At 64.3% G+C, this 17,034-nt stretch carries 17 protein-coding genes; 10 read left to right on the top strand and 7 right to left on the bottom strand.

Translation table 11 applies throughout. The features are described 5' to 3' along the window. The coding region (locus GSQ76_RS31195; protein WP_254070480.1) for a PAS domain-containing sensor histidine kinase at nt 1–2,155 on the top strand (2,155 nt) is incomplete at its 5' end. Nucleotides 2,156–2,169: 14 nt separating this feature from the next. On the opposite strand, the gene GSQ76_RS18075 is transcribed toward GSQ76_RS31195, so the two are convergent. Next, nucleotides 2,170–2,616 carry a cupin domain-containing protein gene (locus tag GSQ76_RS18075; RefSeq protein ID WP_158745540.1) on the bottom strand — a complete coding sequence of 149 codons (447 nt, stop codon included), beginning with the start codon at nt 2,614–2,616 and terminating at the stop codon, nt 2,170–2,172. A gap of 105 nt (nt 2,617–2,721) precedes the next feature. Between GSQ76_RS18075 and GSQ76_RS18070 the strand changes: the two genes are divergently transcribed. Then, nucleotides 2,722–3,753: an LLM class flavin-dependent oxidoreductase gene (locus GSQ76_RS18070; RefSeq protein ID WP_158745539.1), complete on the top strand. Its 1,032-nt coding sequence runs from the start codon at nt 2,722–2,724 to the stop codon at nt 3,751–3,753. 35 nt (nt 3,754–3,788) lie between these two features. Here the strand turns inward: GSQ76_RS18070 and GSQ76_RS32360 are convergent, their stop codons facing one another. Both GSQ76_RS32360 and GSQ76_RS18065 read right to left on the bottom strand, forming a co-directional pair. Further along, a complete protein-coding gene (locus tag GSQ76_RS32360; protein ID WP_256366998.1) occupies nt 3,789–3,920 on the bottom strand; it encodes a hypothetical protein in 132 nt (43 codons plus the stop codon). 74 nt (nt 3,921–3,994) lie between these two features. Further along, entirely contained in the window at nt 3,995–5,356 is a 1,362-nt protein-coding gene (locus GSQ76_RS18065) for a sodium:proton antiporter (RefSeq protein ID WP_158745538.1), read from the bottom strand. A 94-nt stretch (nt 5,357–5,450) separates the two neighbouring features. Between GSQ76_RS18065 and GSQ76_RS18060 the strand changes: the two genes are divergently transcribed. Continuing rightward, nucleotides 5,451–6,116, top strand: a complete 666-nt coding sequence (locus tag GSQ76_RS18060) for a TetR family transcriptional regulator (protein WP_158745537.1) — start codon at nt 5,451–5,453, stop codon at nt 6,114–6,116. A gap of 26 nt (nt 6,117–6,142) precedes the next feature. Here the strand turns inward: GSQ76_RS18060 and GSQ76_RS18055 are convergent, their stop codons facing one another. From GSQ76_RS18055 to aroQ, 3 genes are read right to left on the bottom strand one after another with little or no spacing between them, the layout of a single operon-like run. Then, nucleotides 6,143–7,483 carry an MFS transporter gene (locus GSQ76_RS18055; RefSeq protein WP_158745536.1) on the bottom strand — a complete coding sequence of 447 codons (1,341 nt, stop codon included), beginning with the start codon at nt 7,481–7,483 and terminating at the stop codon, nt 6,143–6,145. 30 nt (nt 7,484–7,513) lie between these two features. Then, the gene (locus GSQ76_RS18050) at nt 7,514–8,383 is read right to left on the bottom strand and encodes a shikimate dehydrogenase (RefSeq protein ID WP_158745535.1); all 870 of its coding nucleotides are present in this window, start codon (nt 8,381–8,383) and stop codon (nt 7,514–7,516) included. Beyond that, on the bottom strand, nt 8,380–8,820 hold the full coding sequence (gene aroQ, locus GSQ76_RS18045) for a type II 3-dehydroquinate dehydratase (RefSeq protein WP_158745534.1): 441 nt from the start codon (nt 8,818–8,820) through the stop codon (nt 8,380–8,382). Before aroQ ends, GSQ76_RS18050 begins: the two co-directional genes overlap by 4 nt. A gap of 202 nt (nt 8,821–9,022) precedes the next feature. On the opposite strand from aroQ, the gene pcaH reads away from it, so the two are divergent. From pcaH to GSQ76_RS18015, 6 genes are all read left to right on the top strand, one after another. Continuing rightward, on the top strand, nt 9,023–9,730 hold the full coding sequence (pcaH, locus tag GSQ76_RS18040) for a protocatechuate 3,4-dioxygenase subunit beta (protein WP_158745545.1): 708 nt from the start codon (nt 9,023–9,025) through the stop codon (nt 9,728–9,730). Continuing rightward, a complete protein-coding gene (pcaG, locus tag GSQ76_RS18035) occupies nt 9,727–10,263 on the top strand; it encodes a protocatechuate 3,4-dioxygenase subunit alpha (RefSeq protein WP_158745533.1) in 537 nt (178 codons plus the stop codon). The genes pcaH and pcaG overlap by 4 nt, the downstream gene beginning before the upstream one ends. Before the next feature lie 4 nt (nt 10,264–10,267). Beyond that, nucleotides 10,268–11,101: a 3-keto-5-aminohexanoate cleavage protein gene (locus GSQ76_RS18030; RefSeq protein ID WP_158745532.1), complete on the top strand. Its 834-nt coding sequence runs from the start codon at nt 10,268–10,270 to the stop codon at nt 11,099–11,101. Beyond that, on the top strand, nt 11,098–12,948 hold the full coding sequence (locus GSQ76_RS18025) for a bifunctional sugar phosphate isomerase/epimerase/4-hydroxyphenylpyruvate dioxygenase family protein (protein WP_158745531.1): 1,851 nt from the start codon (nt 11,098–11,100) through the stop codon (nt 12,946–12,948). The genes GSQ76_RS18030 and GSQ76_RS18025 overlap by 4 nt, the downstream gene beginning before the upstream one ends. 86 nt (nt 12,949–13,034) lie before the next feature. Then, the gene (locus tag GSQ76_RS18020; RefSeq protein WP_158745530.1) at nt 13,035–14,114 is read left to right on the top strand and encodes a class I SAM-dependent methyltransferase; all 1,080 of its coding nucleotides are present in this window, start codon (nt 13,035–13,037) and stop codon (nt 14,112–14,114) included. Nucleotides 14,115–14,176: 62 nt separating this feature from the next. Further along, complete coding sequence (locus tag GSQ76_RS18015) at nt 14,177–15,478, top strand: NtaA/DmoA family FMN-dependent monooxygenase (RefSeq protein ID WP_158745529.1); 1,302 nt, start codon at nt 14,177–14,179, stop codon at nt 15,476–15,478. Nucleotide 15,479: 1 nt separating this feature from the next. Here the strand turns inward: GSQ76_RS18015 and GSQ76_RS18010 are convergent, their stop codons facing one another. Beyond that, entirely contained in the window at nt 15,480–16,208 is a 729-nt protein-coding gene (locus tag GSQ76_RS18010; protein ID WP_158745528.1) for a FadR/GntR family transcriptional regulator, read from the bottom strand. A 94-nt stretch (nt 16,209–16,302) separates the two neighbouring features. Here GSQ76_RS18010 and GSQ76_RS18005 point away from each other — a divergent pair. Further along, nucleotides 16,303–17,034, top strand: a 732-nt coding sequence (locus tag GSQ76_RS18005; protein ID WP_158745527.1) for an aminotransferase class III-fold pyridoxal phosphate-dependent enzyme, incomplete at its 3' end; no start/stop codon positions are given.

Below are 17,034 nucleotides of genomic sequence, written 5' to 3'. Positions count from 1 at the left end.
TGCCATCCCGGATGTCACGCTCGATCCGCGCACCAGCGCCAGCGTGGACCAGCTCATCGCGATCTCTGCCCGCGGCTTTGTTAACCTGCCGCTGATCGAGCACGACCAGCTTGTCGCCTTGTTCTTCGTGCTGAGCGCCCAGCCGCGCGAATGGCCGCCCGAGGACGTGGCGTTTATCCGCAATGTCGCCGAGCGCACCCGTTCCGCAGTCGAGCGGCGCCGAGCGGAACTGCGCCTGCGCGATCTGACGGCATCGCTGGAAATGCAGGTGGCCGCGCGAACGCGGGAACGGGACCAGGTTTGGCAGGCCTCCCGCGACATGCTGTGCGTGGCCAATTTCCAGGGCTTCTTCATCAACCTCAACCCGGCCTGGGCGACGACCCTCGGTTGGTCGCTGGAGGAGATGCGGCAACGCCCCTTCATCGACTTCGTCCATCCCGACGACCAGGCGCAAACGCTGATCGCAGCCGCCGGGCTGACGGCTGGCAAATCCCAGCTCAGTTTCGAGAACCGTTACCGCTGCAAGGATGGCAGCTATCGTTGGCTGTCCTGGAACGCGGTGACGCGGCAGGATTTGATCTACGCCAACGTCCGCGACATCACGACGGAGAAAGCGCAGGCGGCGGAACTGGTGCGGTCGCGCACGACGCTGCGAACCTTGTTCGAAACCAGCTACCAGCTTCAGGCCCTACTGGGGCCCGACGGCACGGTGCGGGATGCGAACGCCGTGTGGCTCGATGCCATCGGCGTGGCGTCGGACGACGTGGTTGGCCTGCCGTTCTGGGACACGCCGTGGTTCAGCCAAACCCCGGACTTGCCAGAGTTGATCCGCCAGGCCGTCGAAGCCGCTGCTGCCGGTGAGAGCCGGACGATGAACTTCACCGTCAACCTGCCCGGCGGCCGTCGATCCTATGATTTCTCCGTTCGCCCGTTGCGGGACCCGGCGGGCCGTGTCGTCGCCATCGTGCCCGAGGCAGTGGATACGACCGACCGCATCGAAGCGGAGGAGAAGCTGCGGCAGTCGCAGAAGATGGAGGCTGTCGGACAGCTGACCGGCGGCTTGGCGCACGATTTCAACAACTTGCTCACCGGCATCACTGGCAGTCTGGAATTGCTGCAAACCCGCATCGCCCAGGGCCGCATCGGGGAGGTCGACCGCTATGTCACCGCCGCCCAGGGTGCCGCACGGCGCGCCGCCGCGTTGACGCATCGACTGCTCGCCTTCTCCCGCCGGCAAACGCTGGACCCGAAACCGACCGACGCCAACCGCCTGATCGCCGGATTGGAAGATTTGGTCCGGCGGACCGTGGGGCCGGCGGTTGCGGTCGAAGTGGTCGCGGCCGGGGGGCTGTGGAATACGCTCGTCGACTCGAGCCAGTTGGAGAATGCGCTGCTGAACCTTTGCATCAACGCACGCGACGCCATGCCGGAAGGTGGCCAGTTGACGATAGAGACGGGTAATCGCTGGTTGGATGACAGGGCCGCCCATGATCGGGAACTGACGCCAGGCCAATATATCTCGGTCTGCGTCAGCGATAACGGGACGGGCATGCCGCCGGAGGTGATCGCCCGTGCCTTCGACCCGTTTTTCACCACCAAGCCGATCGGCATGGGCACCGGATTGGGCCTGTCCATGATCTACGGTTTTGCCCGGCAATCCGGCGGCCAGGTGCGGATCTATTCGGAGGTCGGCGCCGGCACCATGGTCTGCCTGTACCTGCCCCGCCACCTGGGCGAGGCGGAGAGTGCCGACGACGTGACCCAGCCCGGCCCGGCCCCGCGTGCCAAACGGGGCGAAACCGTGCTGGTGGTCGATGACGAACCGACCGTGCGCATGCTGGTGGCAGAGGTGCTGGAAGATCTCGGCTACAACGCGATGGAGGCAGGGGACGGCCCGACCGGGCTGAAGATCCTGCAATCGGGCATTCGGGTCGACCTGCTGGTAACGGATGTAGGCTTGCCTTCCGGCATGAACGGCCGCCAATTGGCCGAGGCCGCCCGCGCCCTACGCCCGGCGCTAAAGGTGCTGTTCATCACCGGCTACGCCGAAAATGCCGTGCTGAGCCACGGCCATCTTCAGCCCGGCATGCACGTCCTGACCAAGCCGTTCGCCATGGACGCCCTGGCGAGCCGGATCCGCGCCTTGATCGCCTGACAAGCGCGGTAGGACTAGGTGCCGGGTGCCCAGCCTGGCGCAGCCAGTTCGAAACCCTCGAATTGGAAGGCCGGCGCCACGACGCAGCCAACTAGGCTCCACGCACCCAGGCTTTCCGCAGCCTGCCAGCCATGGGCAGGCACGACCAGTTGCAGCGCCGCCCCGGCACCCAGATCTGGTCCTAGCACGAAATGGCGGGGTGCCGCTGCCCCTTCGGCGATGCCGAGCCGTAGCGGGGCACCGCCATGCCAGAGCCATAGCTCCGCGGCGTCGACGCGATGCCAATGCGACCGCTCCCCGGCGGCGAGAAGGAACAGGATGGTGGTGACGGCGCCACGACCTCCATCGCCGTGCGTATCCCGCCAGATTTCCCGGTAATGGCCGCCCTCCGGATGTGGCGACAGCGCCAGCGCGGCGCAGACATCGCCGGCTGATAGGGCTGGGTTGCGAAGATCGATCATGGCTTGCCCTTCAATCCAGCCCGGGTAGAGCGTTCTGCCCCAATGTTGCACTGCGGCAAAGTGCGTTCTATGCCCGGCCCCGGCAGGCAGCACGGAACGACAGCCATGACGCAGCAACTGGAATTCGGGCTGGACACGTTCGGGGACGTGACCACCGGGCTGGATGGGACCGTGGTGCCGCACGCCCAGGTCATCCGCAACGTCATTGACGAGGCCGTGTTGGCCGACGAACTCGGTCTGGATTTCATCGGTATCGGCGAACACCACCGCGCCGATTTCGCCATTTCCGCACCAGAGGTCGTGCTGGGCGCCATCGCCAGCCGCACTCGGCAGATCCATCTCGGCTCCGCCGTAACGGTGCTGAGTTCAGACGATCCGATCCGAATCTTCCAGCGCTTCGCCACCTTGGACGCCGCCTCCGGCGGCCGGGCGGAAGTGATCCTCGGACGCGGCTCATTCACCGAATCCTTTCCGCTGTTCGGGTTCGACATGCAGCAATACGAAGTGCTCTTTGAGGACAAGCTGGACCTGTTCACGGCCCTGCTGAAACAGGGTGCCGTCACTTGGCGCGGCAAGACCCGGCCGCCGCTGCATAACCAGGAGGTTTTCCCTCCGGTCCAGGCCGGCACGCTGAAAACTTGGATTGGCGTCGGCGGCAGCCCGGAATCGGTGGTACGGGCGGCGCGATACAATCTGCCGCTGATGCTGGCCATTATCGGCGGCGACCCGACGCGGTTTCGTCCCTTCGTGGACCTGTATCACCGCGCGCACGCCCAATTCGGCACCCCAGTGCTGCCGATCGGCGTCCATTCCCCCGGCTACGTCGCCGACAGCGACGAACAGGCGCGCGAGGAATTATGGCCTGACTTCAAGCAGATGCGCGACCGCATCGGCGCCGAGCGCGGCTGGCCACCGATGCAGCGCGCCGATTTCGAGCAAGAGGTCAATGACGGCTCGCTATATGTCGGCTCGCCAGAGACGGTCGCACGCAAGATCGCCACAACGGCCAAAGCGCTGGGAATTGCCCGGTTCAGCCTCAAATACAGCGCCGGGCCGCTACCGCATGAACGGCTGATGCAATGCATCGAGCTTTACGGGCGCCGCGTCGCACCGATGGTGCGGGACATGCTGTCCTAGCAACGGCGGAACGCCAGCACTGCGATCGCAGGCCGTCACCAGCACGGCAACTCCCGCAATGCCGCCGCCATGCCGGCCAGGGCGGGGGAGGCGTTGCAGATGCGGAGCAAACGCTGTGCCGGCACCCAAAGTGGATCGGGCGCTGCAGGATACGGGATTTCGGACATAAACGGGCTTCGAACTCAATTGCGGAACGCTTCACTGAGAATGTCTCGCAATAACAACTGCCATCATGCGATGTCTACCCGATGAAGAACACCAACGTCACCAGCCCAAAAAGCGGCAGCAGCACCGCGGCAGACCACGCCATGTAGCCGAAGAAGGAGGGCATCCGGATCCCACGCTCGCTGGCGATGGAACGCACCATGAAATTCGGCGCATTCCCGATATAGGTCATCGCCCCCATGAAAACCGACCCGGCGGAGATCGCGAGCAGGGTGCGCGCCAACGGTCCCATCAGCGCGTGGGGGTCAGCGCCGGCCATGTTGAAAAACAGCAGGTAGGTTGGGGCATTATCCAGAATGGATGACAATAGACCACTGAGCCAAAAGTAGGCGATATCGTTGGGCTGGCCATCTGGCCGCAGAACGATCTTGACCAGGGGCGCCATCGCACCAGACTGCCCCGCTTTCAGGATTTCGAGCACCGGCAGAATGGTGACAAAAATGCCGGCGAACAGATAGACAACTTCCAAGATCGGCGCCCAGTTGAAAGCATTCTCGATCCGCACCCGGCGCGGCGTGGTCACCCAAGACAAGCCGGCGAGTATCAAGAGCAACCCATCACGCACCAGGCCGGGTAGTGGCAGGGTCACGGGGCCGAGCACGATGTCGATGCCGGGCTTCCACACGCCGCTGAGCAGCACCGCCCCCACGGCGAGCGCCAGATAGGCAAGGTTATACAGCCCCTTGAACCCCAACCGCAGCCGGCCGACCCGGCGTGGACCGCCGTCCCGGGCCCACATCCACCGATCCAGCAGATAGAACACCAGCAACAGGACCACCGCAGACAGCAGCATTGGTCCCAGCATGCTGGTAAATGTCCAGCCAAACGTCACGCCCTGCAAAAAACCCAGGAAGAGGGGCGGGTCGCCAATTGGGGTCAGCGATCCGCCGATATTCGCGACCAGGAAGATGAAGAATACTAGAACATGCGCATTGCGCCGCCGCCTCGCATTGGCCTGGATCAGCGGGCGCACCAGCAGCATGGCTGCACCGGTCGTGCCGGTGATACTGGCCAGCACCGCGCCCAACGCCAGCAGCCCACAATTGACGCCGGGCGTGCCAACCATGTTGCCACGTATCCGAATGCCCCCGGCGATGACGAACAGCGCGAACAACAAGACGACGAACGGCACATATTCCAGCAGCGCCGTGTGCAGGATGGCGCCGCCGGCAGTGGGAACACCGTAAACCGCGGCGAATGGCAACAGGAAACACAGCGACCAAGCCGCCGCAATCTTGCCGAAATGCATGTGCCAGACATGCGCGGCGATCTGCGGCAGGACCGCGATAGAGACGAGCAGCGCCGCGAACGGCAAACCCCACCAAAGCCCCATCGTGGCGCCATCCAAATGCGGCGTCATCGCGGCAAGCTTCGGCATGGCATAGGAGGAACGCAAAACCGCGATCGGATTGTCAAAACATATCCCTAACTCGGCTCGCCATGGTAGCCTCGCCCGCGATACAGGGGGATCGATGGTTCACGCGACCGACATAACCGCACTGGAGCCGCCTCGGCGCAAGCTGGATCCAGAGCGGACTCGGCTGAACATCCTGGCCGCAGCATATGACGAGTTTGCGGAAAACGGGCTGAACGGGGCGCGCGTCGATGCGATCGCCGCGCGTACAAACACCGTAAAGCGCATGATCTACTACTATTTCGGCAGCAAGGAAGGTCTGTATCTTGCCGTGCTGGAACAGGCTTACAGCGCCATCCGCAAGGCCGAAGATGCGCTGGAGCTAGAGCGGTTGCCGCCAGAGGACGCGATCCGTTGCATGGTGGAACATACCTTCGATTATCACGACGCCCATCCCGGGTTCTCTCGCCTGGTGACGATCGAAAATATTCAGCAGGGGCGTTTCATTGCCCAATCCCTCACCATCCGCGCCATCAACATCACGGTGGTGGAATCGCTGCGTGCCATCCTGCAGCGCGGCCAGGACGAGGGGGTGTTTCGTCAGGACATCGATCCGATCGACGTGCATATGATGATCAGCGCGCTAGCCTTCTTCCGCGTCGCCAACCGCCACACCTTCGGCCTGCTGTTCAACCGCGACATGTCGGAGCCTGCGTTGCGTGCCCATCATCGCAGCCTGGTCGTGGAAACCGTACTCCGATCGCTACGGCAAGCGGGCGACTAGCTGCGCTAGCCGCCCGCCGGCGGTCGCTACCGCATCATCGCAGCCTTGCGGCCCAACGCCTGCATCGGCGTCTGGAACGTCTCGCGCGCCGTCGCCACCGAGATCGCAGCCACGATGGCCGTAACGGAGGTGAACGCCGCCACCGGCATCCATCCATTCACGCCCGGGCCCATGATCGCGGCGCTGATCGCCGGGGCGAAGCCGCCGAGGGCGAAGCCAACCTGCGTGCCGATCGCCATGCCGGACAGGCGCACCTTGGTCTCGAACATTTCGCCATACATCGCGGGCCACACGCCGTTCGCGGCACTGTAGACGATCCCGGACAGCAGGACCCCCAACACGAACACCATGGGAATATTCGCCTGGCTGAGCACCCAGATATACGGCCAGATCAAGACCGCGCAGCCCAACGCACCGCCGATGAACACCGGGCGCCGGCCGATCCGGTCGGACAGCGCCGCCATCAACGGAATGGCCGCCAGTGCCACGATGTTGGCCAGCACCAGCACCGTCAGCATCAACGGGCGGGAGATATGGACCGTGTTCACGGCGTAGGACAAAGTGAAGACGCTGAAGATCGTGCTGACCACCGAGATCAGCGCCGCGAAGATCACCCGCAACACATCCGGCCCGCTATCGCGGAACAGGATGGCAACCGGCAGTTTCGCCACCTCGTGGGAGGCCTCTTCCTGCTTGAACGCCGGCGTTTCCGGCAGCGTCCGCCGCACCCAGAATCCAACCGCCACCACGATGGCACTCAGGAAGAAGGGCACCCGCCAGCCCCACGCCATCATGTCCGCATCCGACAACTGCGACAGCGGCAGGAACACCAGCGTCGCCAGGATCAACCCACCCTGCGTGCCGCTGAGCGTGAACGAGGTGAAGAACGCGCGGCGGTGCGGGGGCGCGTGTTCCAGCGTCAGTGAATTGGCGCCCGCCTGCTCTCCGGCGGCGGACAGGCCCTGCAGCAGCCGCAGGAATACCAGCAGGATCGGTGCTGCGATCCCAACTTGTTCGTAGGTTGGCAGCACACCTACGAGAAAGGTCGAAATGCCCATCAGCAGCAGCGTGAAGGTGAGCACCTTCTTGCGCCCAAACTTGTCACCGACATGGCCCAGCAACACCGCGCCGATCGGCCGGGTGAGATAGCCGACGCCGAACGTGGCAAAGGCAGCCACCGTGGCCACCGCGGGGTCGAAGGCGGGGAAAAATATCTTGCCAAACACCAGCGCCGCCGCGGTGCCGTAGATAAAGAAGTCATAATATTCGACCGCGCTGCCAATCCAGCTTGCAAACGCGGCCTTCTTTGGCGTTTTTATATCCAGGGCCTCACCGGCAAGTGGGACTGCGGCTGACATGGCGGACATTTATTTCTCCCTCGAAGTCGATGGCGTTGGTTAGCCTGTTGGCGTTTGCGGCTGCACCATGCTGGTGAAGTGGCGCAGCATTCGCTCGGCGTCGGGCTGCAATCCGGTGAATAGGTGGAAGGCCTGCACGGCCTGGAACACGGCCATGCCGCCGCCATCCACCGTGCGACAGCCGATGGCGCGCGCGGCCCGCAGCAGGGCGGTCTCCAGCGGGAAGTAGATGATCTCCGCTACCCACATCGACGACCGCAGCAACTCGACCGGCAGGGGTGTGCCGGGGAATTTCTCCATCCCGATCGGCGTGGTGTTGATCAGCCCATCCGCCGAGCCGATCGCTGCAGCCGGGTCCGCGGCAACCGTCACGGTGCCAGCACCGAACCGCGCCGACAAAGACCCGGCAACTGCCTCGGCTTTCGCCGGGTCGACATCAATGATGGTGAGGTGTTCGGCGCCCAGCATCATCGCGGCGTACGCCACGGCGGCGCCAGCGCCGCCAGCCCCCATCTGCACCACGCGGCGGCGGGCAGCATCCGGCATGCGGCGTCGGAAGTTTTCCGCGAAGCCCCACCAATCGGTGTTGTGGCCAACCCGGCGGCCGTCCCGCAGCACCACGGTATTCACCGCGCCCAGGAACTTCGCGTCGTCGGACAATTCGTGCAGCAATGGCAATACAGCCTGCTTACACGGGAAGGTGATGTTCAACCCGGCAAAGCCCATTCGCTCCGCCGACAGCAGCAAGTCGGGAAGCGCGTCCGCTCCAACGCCGAGTTTCATCAGGTCGATAAGCTTGTATTGTGAGCGCAGCCCCTGCTCGTCGCCCTCGCGCTCATGCATCGCGGGCGTCAGCGAAGCAGCGATCCCCGAGCCGATGAGCCCCAGCAGAATGGCCGGCCTGCTCACGCTACCACCAGCGTCGCTAGGCGATGCAGCGCCAGCACATAGCCCTGCGTGCCAAACCCGGCGATCACGCCGCTGGCGAGTGACGACACGTAGGAATGGTGCCTAAACGCCTCGCGCTTATGGATGTTGGAGATGTGCACCTCCAGGATTGGGAAGTCGCACATCGCCAGCGCATCGTGAATAGCGACCGAGGTGTGGGTGAAAGCCGCCGGGTTGATGACGATGCCACAAGCCGCTTCCCGTGCCTCGTGGATCCAGTCGATCAGTTCGTATTCCCGGTTGGATTGATGAAACCGGATCTCCAACCCCAGCGTCGCACCCGTGGCGCGGCACGATGCTTCAACGTCTGCCAGCGTTTCGTGCCCATAAATCGTCGGCTCTCGCTTGCCGAGCAGATTCAGATTCGGCCCGTTTAGGACGAACGCAGTGCGCGCCATCGACGTCTCCCTTCCCAGAATGCTTTCGGTTGCAACCGATGGCTGTCTTGGCCTGCGCAAACAAGCCTGTTGACTTCAACTTGGACTAACCGGTTAAACTACGTCAACGAGAATTCTGCACACTCGCCGATTTCGGTCTAAGCTTTGGACCCCCGGCAACGCTGGACGCAGTCAGACGGAGGAGACGATCACCGTGACCGATATGCCGGACCTGCCATTCCGTCCGTTTTCCCCGGGAAGCCAGCCCGCGCTGGACAACCCGCAATACGGCAGCACCGCCAAGCGCCATCCGAACCACGCCTTGGTGCGCCTGCCGATGGGCCAGACGGTGACGGAGATGTCGGCGCCACGGTTCAGCCCCACGCGCTACCCCGCGGTCGTGGACATGACGCATGGCAAGAACGCATTGGGTGAGCGGATCATCGTGCAGGGCAGAGTGCTCGACGAAGAAGGACGCCCGCAGCCCGGTGTGATGATCGAGGTCTGGCAGGCCAACGCTGCCGGCCGCTATGATCACGCTCGGGACCAGCACGACGCGCCACTGGATCCGAATTTTCATGGCACCGGCCTGGTTTTCACGGATGCGGACGGCCGCTACAGCTTCACCACGATCAAGCCTGGCGCCTATCCGTGGCGTAACCACCACAATGCGTGGCGGCCAAACCACATCCATTACAGCCTGTTCGGCGCCGGGTTCGCGCAACGCATGATCACCCAGATGTATTTCCCCGGCGACCCGCTGCTGGCGCTGGACCCAATCTTCCAGTGTACACCCGACGAAGCCACCCGCAACCGGCTGATCGCGGCGTTTGACCTGGATGTGACCCAGCCGGAATGGGCACTGGGCTACACGTTCGACTTCGTGCTTCGCGGCCGGGGCCAGACCCCGTTCGAGGAGAACCACCCATGACCGCCGCCACCGCCAGCCAGACAATCGGCCCGTACTGGCACCTGCTGGAGGATAAATCCTGGGCCAACCTCACCCGCTTCGGCGCAGAGGGTGAGAGGATTGCGCTGATCGGCACCATCACCGATGGCGACGGCCTGCCGGTCGGCGATGCCTGCGTGGAACTGTGGCAGCCCAGCCCGGCGGCATCGCCCACCTGGGACGGCTTCGGCCGGGCAGCAACGGACGTCGGGGGCAATTACTGTTTCGTCACGCTGAAGCCCGGGCCAGTCGGGGGCGCACCCGGCGCCAACACCCCGCAGGCCCCGCACGTGGCGCTGACCCTGTTCGCCCGCGGCCTATTGATCCACCTGCAAACCCGCGCCTATTTCGACGGCGACCCGCTGAACGAGTCCGACCCCTTATTGGCCAGCCTGGACCCGCCCCGGCGCGCCACCCTGGTCGCCCGGCCCGTTGGGGAGCAGAACGGGATTCCGACGTGGCGAATGGACATCCGGCTGCAAGGCGTCGACGAAACCGTGTTTCTGGAGATCTGAGATCATGGCCGAATCCTGCGTTATCTCCGTCGCCATCACCGGGTCGGTGCCACGCAAGAAGGACAACCCAGCTGTTCCCATCACCGTGGCCGAACAGGTGGAAAGCACCCACGCCGCGTTCGAGGCGGGCGCTGCGCTGGTCCACGTCCACGTGCGCAATGACGACGAAACCCCATCCTCCGACCCGGAGAAATTTGGCCGCTTCCGCGACGGCGTGCGCCAGCATTGCCCCGGCATGATCGTCCAATTCTCCACCGGCGGCCGCGGCCGCGACCAGGCAGCCCGCGGCAATGCGTTGGAGTTGCGGCCGGACATGGCGTCGCTGTCCACCGGATCGGTCAACTTCCCAACCATCGTTTACGAGAATTCCCCGGCGCTGGTGACCGACCTCGCCACGAAGATGCAACGCTTCAGCGTACTGCCGGAAATCGAAGTGTTCGACCTGTCGCATCTGCACGGCGCGCGGCGCCTGATCGACGCCGGGCTGATGAACGAAAGGCCGCACGTGCAATTCGTCATGGGCGTGAAGAACGCCATGCCGGCGGAGGAGCACCTGCTGGACATCCTGCTGACCGAGATGCGGCGGGTACTGCCCCACGCCACCTGGACCGGCGCAGGCATCGGCCGCTTCCAGGCGGTGGTGATGGATTGGGTGCTAGCCCGCGGCGCGCATGGCGTGCGCACCGGGCTGGAGGACAATATTCGCGTCGGCAAGGATCGCCTCGCCGCCAGCAATGCGGAACTGGCAAGCCTGGCCACCGAGGCATTGGCCAAGCACGGCCGCACCGTCGCCACACCTGCGCAGGCGCGTGCCATGCTGGGGCTGGCAGCGGCGTGAGCCCGCTTCGGCCGCACGCCCGCACCATTGCGACCGTCTGCCTCAGCGGTGGGCTGGCGGAAAAGCTGGACACGGCGGCCCGCATTGGCTTCGACGCGGTGGAGATTTTCGAAAACGATCTGCTCACGTTCAATGGCTCCCCCACCGAGATCCGCGGCATGGCCGAGGATTTGGGCCTGGGTATCGCCATCTTCCAACCATTCCGCGATTTCGAGGCGATGCCGGACGCCCAGCGCGCCCGCAATCTGGACCGGGCGGAGCGGAAATTCGATGTGATGCAGCAACTCGGCACCGAGTTGGTGCTGGTGTGCAGCAACATCCAACCCAGCACCATCGATGACCCGGCACGCGCCGCCGCTGACCTGCACGCGATGGCCGAACGGGCCGCCGCGCGGGGGCTGCGCATCGGGTACGAAGCGCTGGCCTGGGGCAAGCACGTCAACCGATGGCGACAGGCGTGGGATATCGTGCAACGGGCCGACCACAAATCGCTCGGCCTGATCGTTGACAGCTTTCACACCCTCGCCATCGGCGACGACCCGGCCGGCATTGCCGACATTCCCGGGGATCGCATCTTCTTCGTCCAACTCGCCGATGCCCCGCTTCTGACGATGGACGTGCTCTCGCTCAGCCGCCACTACCGCAATTTTCCCGGCCAGGGGGAATTGGACATCGCCGGCTTCCTGCGCCACGTGCTGGCCACCGGCTACGCCGGCCCGATCTCGCTGGAAATCTTCAACGACGAATTCCGCGCCTCGCCGGGCCGCATGATCGCCCGCGACGGCCTGCGCTCGCTCGCCCTGGTGGAGGCGGAGGCAGGGCTGATCACCGTGCCACCCGCTCCGGCGATCGAGGGTGTGGAGTTCGTGGAGTTTGCCGTGGACGAGCCGACGGGCCTGGCGCTGGCGGCCACGCTCGGCTCGCTCGGCTTCCGCCATGCTGGTCGTCACCGCTCCAAGGATGTCGACCTCTATCGGCAGGGCGGCATCAACCTGGTGCTGAACCGCGAGCAGGACAGCGCCGCGTTCGAGCATTTTCAGCTTCACGGTCCTTCCGTCTGCGCCCTGGCGCTGCGCGTGGCCGACGCGGCGGCGGCGATCCGCCGGGCCGAGGCGATGCTGTGTCCGGAATGGCGTGGCCCGGTTGGCGGGGGCGAGCGGATCATCCCCGCGGTACGCGCCCCGGACGGCATGCTGGTGCATCTGCTGCAACCGGATGCGTCCGGCCGGACGATCTGGGATGACGATTTCGACGTGCTACCCTGTGAAACAGCCGGCGTTGGCCTCACCTCTATCGACCATCTGGCGGAGGCCCTGCCCGCGAACACGTTGCTGAGCGCGGTGCTATTCTGGCGCGCCGTGTTCGGGCTGGTCGCAACCGCCCCGGTCGACCTGCTGGACCCATACGGCCTGGTGCGCAGCCGTGCGATGGTGAATGCCGAGGGCACGTTCCGCCTGCCGCTGAATGTGTCCGACAGCAGGGAGACGATGACGGGGCGCTTCGTTTCCGCGCAGGCCGGCGCCGGAGTGCAGCATATCGCCTTCGCGACCGCAGATGTCGCTGGATCCGTCGACGCGTTGGCGGACCATGCAGCCATGCTGCCGATTGCCGAGAACTACTACGACGATCTGGCCGCAAGGTGGGAGATCGACGACGCCGCCCTGGCGGACATGAAGCGGTTGGGCATGTTATACGACCGCGACGCCAATGGCGAGTTTCTGCACGCCTTCACCAACACCTTTGATGACCGCTTGTTCTTCGAGTTGGTGGAACGCCGGGGCAGCACTGGATTCGGCGCGGCCAATGCCGGGTTCCGGCTTGCAGCGCAGGCCGCACAGCGGGGCTAGCCGGCGGCCGGGCAAACCTTGCTACCTTCCGGGTTTGCGGGCCACATGGCACGGTGCCGCTGCCACAACAAGCGAGACGATCGTCGATGCCCACGACCAGTGCCATTCCGGGGCAATTGCGCGATGAGGAGAAGCTTGCGATCGAACTGATCGCCTCTCTGCTCCCAGCCAACGGCCACATGGTGGAGGTTGGCTCCCTTCTCGGATTGTCCAGTTGGATCTGGGCCAAGAGCGCCGACCCCTCGGTGACAGTACATTGCGTCGATCCATGGGAGTTGGGCGGCGCTGGCGGCAACTTCAACAAACTAGCCGGCGACAACGACCAGGTTTTCACCCGCGCGCAATTTCTGGACAACGTCAAAGACTGTCCGAATATTCGGGCGCACCAGGGGTTCAGTCCAGTCGACTTCAAAAGCTGGACGCAAAAAATCGATTTGTACTTCGAAGATGCGGTCCATACTAACCCTGTTCTGGCGGAAAATATCGCATTCTGGTGCGGCCTGCTAAACCCCGATGGCATCATTTGCGGGCACGACCACATCGATCGTTTTCCCGATGTCTGCGACGCAGCACAAGCCCTGGCATCCAGCTACCAACGTGATTTGCTGTTGATTGGCAGTCTATGGCTACTCCTACCGCAAAGCATCGTCCGGTCCACGGACGCGCGTGTGCAGACCGTCACCCGGCGCCTGACCGATCTGGCCGCTACCGCGAAGCCCGGTGAGTCGGTGTCGCGGCAACAGCACAGCCTTGCCCTGGCCCGAACTGCGGGCATCCCAAGTTTTCGATACGAACTGACGCTGGACACCGCGGTCGAGCAAGCCATCGCGCAACGTGGTGAGCCAATGATCCTGAAGGGCCGCATCCGCAACATCAGCGGTTGCGCATGGCCTGTGGGCCTGACGCCGGAATGTTACCTGGAAGTCGGGGCCGAACTCATGGCGGACGGCCGCAAGGTCGCCGCGGGGCGGCAGACCGTCTTGCTCCCCACCGTGCAGCCCGACGACTTGATCTCATTCGCGCTGGTGTTGCCGGCGAAGGTCGTTGGAACCGTGACCTGCAAAATCGATCTGCTGTATCGCCACCTGTTCTGGTTTGCCGACCGCGACGCGACGGCCAGCATGATCCCAATGACGATTTCACTCGCTGGTGCAGCCAGGTCGTAGCCTATCGGCCATGGCTTGGATTTTGCTTCTCCTCAGCACAGTCTGAGGGGCGATCGAATACCATGCCGAAGAAGCCATTCCATCTGGCCTGGTTCGTCTCGCGCGGCTACGGGCCGAAGGCGTGGCGGATGCCGTGGGGTGGGCCTAATCCGGAACAATGGGTCAAGCCAGACATGCTGGTCGACGTTGCGCGTGCTTTGGAACGGGCCGGGTTCGACTATGTGATGATCGAGGATTCATCGAACATCCCCTACACCTATCAGAACGCCCACGACACCTATCTGCGCCTTGCCGTCGACTCGCCGAAGCTGGACCCGGCGGTGCTGGCGTCGTTCATGATCCAGGCGACCAAGAACATCGGCATCATCACCACCCTGTCGACCACCGAATATCCGCCCTATCTACTGGCCCGGCTCACCAACACACTGGACCATGTCAGCGAGGGCCGCGCAGGGTGGAACCTGGTCACCGGCAGCAACGATGGCGGGGCGCAGAATTACGGCCTGGCCGGGCAATTCCCGCACGACCAACGCTACGACATGGCGGAGGAGTTCGTGGACGCGGTCACCCAACTCTGGGAGTCGTGGGACGCCGACGCCATGGTCATCGATCAGGAACGAGAGATTTTTGCCGACCCGGCCAAGGTGCACCCGATCCACTACGAGGGCGAATACGTGCGGACCCGCGGGCCGCTCGCGGCACCCCGATCCCCGCAAGGCCGCCCCGTCATCTGCCAGGCCGGCGGCAGCCCTCGCGGTCGCGCCTTTGCGGCGAAATGGGCGGAAACCATCATCGCCTCGGCCGGCACGGTTGAGGCAATGAAGTCGTTGCGGGAGGATATTCGCGCCCGCGCGATCGGCTACGGCCGCAATCCGGATAGCATCAAGATTCTGTTCCTTATCTCCCCCCTCGTCGACGAATTCCACGATTCCGCCATCGCCCGGCGGGATGCGCGGGTGGTGGACGCGAAAACGCATATGGATTGGCACCTCGCCTCGTTCTCCCGCCTCACAGGCATCGACCTGTCGAAATACCATTTGGACGAGCCGTTGCCGGAACTGACGTCCAACGGTCACCGCACCGTTGCAAAGCAGTTCGAGGGACGCACGCCACGCCAACTCGTCAGCGGTGGCTCCTCAACGCCAGGTGTCGAATTGGTGGGCACCTACCAGCATGTCGCGGCCCAGATGTCGGAGATTATCGACGAGGTCGGCGGCGATGGCTTCCTGCTGATGCAGGGCGACCTGACCCGGCGATACGTCACCGAGATCGCCGATGGTCTCGTGCCGGAACTGCAGCGCCTGGGCGTGGTGCGCAAGAAGTACGAGCACAAGATGCTGCGGGACAATCTGATGGCGTATTAGGCTAGGCCTTCGACAATGACGTGCCACGTGACGCTTGCATCAATGCGTTCCGGATGTTGGTCAGATGCCGCATCATGGCGGTGCTCGCTGCCTTGGCGTTGCGGTGCTCTACGGCATGAAAAATGGCCTCGTGGTCTGCAAGCCAGATCGGGCGGTAGCTTTCCATCGGCATGATCGTATGGATTTCCTGCCAGATGCGCGACTCGATCTGCCCGCGCCACAGCCCGTCACAGATGGTGACCAGCACGCCATTCCCAGTTGCCTCGGCCAGCACCACGTGAAACCGATGGTCGGGGACGTCAGCCTCCTCGCCGGCCGCGTGGTCCCGCCGCATGGCCGCAAGCGTTTCGGCCAGTTGCGCCAGTTGCGTGTCCGTGGCGTGCTGCGCGGCCAGGGCGGCGATTTGCGGCTCGATCAATTGCCTTGCCTGCAGGTTTTCGAACGGGCCGAATCCCTCCAGCGCGGGCAACACCTCCGCCGCACCCTGCCGGCTGAGCACGTACGCGCCACTATTCGTACGCACCTGAACCACGCCGGCCATCTGCAGCGACAGCAGCGCCTCGCGGATGGTGGGGCGGGATACGCCGAAGGTCTTGGCCAGTTCCCGCTCCGCCGGCAGGCGCTTGCCGATCTCGTATTCAGCCTTGATCAACGCGGTGATCTGGCGAGCCACGATTTCGAAGCTTCGGCGCGGTGGCGAGTTCGGGGCAAGCAGTTTAACGTTTGACAACACGGCCGCACCATCGTGATATTGGTCAGGCCAATCTGGTTATACCAATCCGTTGCCGCTTGTCGATGGCAGCAGCCTCAGGAGTATCCCGACCATGCCGCATCCGGCGCCAAACTCGGCCGAAGCGCGTGACGTTCTGTTCCACCTGCATTCGCAAACCAACCCGACCCGGCATGCAGAAATTGGGCCGATGGTCGTCATCCGCGGGGAGGGCGTTCACGTCTGGGATAACACGGGCAAGCGCTATTTGGAGGCGATGGCCGGGCTGTGGTGCACCTCGCTCGGCTTTTCCAACGCGCGGCTGAAAAAGGCGGCGGCCGACGCCTACGAGCAGATGGGCTTCTACCACAGCTTCAACCACAAGACCCCGGCAATCACCATCGACCTGGCGGAAAAGCTGGTCGCGCTGTCGCCGATCCCGGATGCGCAGGCGTATTTCGCCACCTCCGGCTCCGAAGCGACGGAGACGATGGTCAAGCTGGCCTGGACCTACCACGCCGCAAACGGCAAGCCCGGCAAGCGCACCATCATCGGGCGCGACCGCGGCTTCCACGGCTCCACCATCGGCGCCGCCTCGATGTGCGGGCTGCCGCGCATGCATCGGGAGTTTGGGCTGCCGCTGCCTGGCTTCATCCACACGCTATGCCCCGACGCCTATCACGGCACGCTGCCGGGCGAGACGGAGGAGGCGTTCGCCACTCGGATGGCGACCGAGTTGGAGGCAATGATCGAGGCCGAGGGCGCCGACACCATCGCGGCCTTCATCGCCGAGCCGATCAACGCCGGCGGCGGCATCGTCGTGCCGCCCAAGGGTTATTTCGCCAAG

Origin of the sequence: Acidisphaera sp. L21, assembly GCF_009765685.1 — a bacterium.
Lineage (GTDB): Bacteria > Pseudomonadota > Alphaproteobacteria > Acetobacterales > Acetobacteraceae > LMUY01.
This window is presented reverse-complemented; position numbering and strand designations above follow the sequence as displayed.

Excerpts from the sequence above, each read along its gene's own strand:
- GSQ76_RS18055 (WP_158745536.1), bottom strand. The coding sequence starts at position 7,483 with ATGTCCGCCATGTCAGCCGCAGTCCCACTTGCCGGTGAGGCCCTGGAT.
- GSQ76_RS18075 (WP_158745540.1), bottom strand. The coding sequence starts at position 2,616 with ATGATCGATCTTCGCAACCCAGCCCTATCAGCCGGCGATGTCTGCGCC.
- GSQ76_RS18070 (WP_158745539.1), top strand. The coding sequence starts at position 2,722 with ATGACGCAGCAACTGGAATTCGGGCTGGACACGTTCGGGGACGTGACC.
- GSQ76_RS18020 (WP_158745530.1), top strand. The coding sequence starts at position 13,035 with ATGCCCACGACCAGTGCCATTCCGGGGCAATTGCGCGATGAGGAGAAG.
- pcaH (WP_158745545.1), top strand. The coding sequence starts at position 9,023 with ATGCCGGACCTGCCATTCCGTCCGTTTTCCCCGGGAAGCCAGCCCGCG.
- GSQ76_RS18015 (WP_158745529.1), top strand. The coding sequence starts at position 14,177 with ATGCCGAAGAAGCCATTCCATCTGGCCTGGTTCGTCTCGCGCGGCTAC.
- aroQ (WP_158745534.1), bottom strand. The coding sequence starts at position 8,820 with ATGGCGCGCACTGCGTTCGTCCTAAACGGGCCGAATCTGAATCTGCTC.
- pcaG (WP_158745533.1), top strand. The coding sequence starts at position 9,727 with ATGACCGCCGCCACCGCCAGCCAGACAATCGGCCCGTACTGGCACCTG.
- GSQ76_RS18030 (WP_158745532.1), top strand. The coding sequence starts at position 10,268 with ATGGCCGAATCCTGCGTTATCTCCGTCGCCATCACCGGGTCGGTGCCA.
- GSQ76_RS32360 (WP_256366998.1), bottom strand. The coding sequence starts at position 3,920 with ATGTCCGAAATCCCGTATCCTGCAGCGCCCGATCCACTTTGGGTGCCG.
- GSQ76_RS18060 (WP_158745537.1), top strand. The coding sequence starts at position 5,451 with ATGGTTCACGCGACCGACATAACCGCACTGGAGCCGCCTCGGCGCAAG.
- GSQ76_RS18065 (WP_158745538.1), bottom strand. The coding sequence starts at position 5,356 with ATGCCGAAGCTTGCCGCGATGACGCCGCATTTGGATGGCGCCACGATG.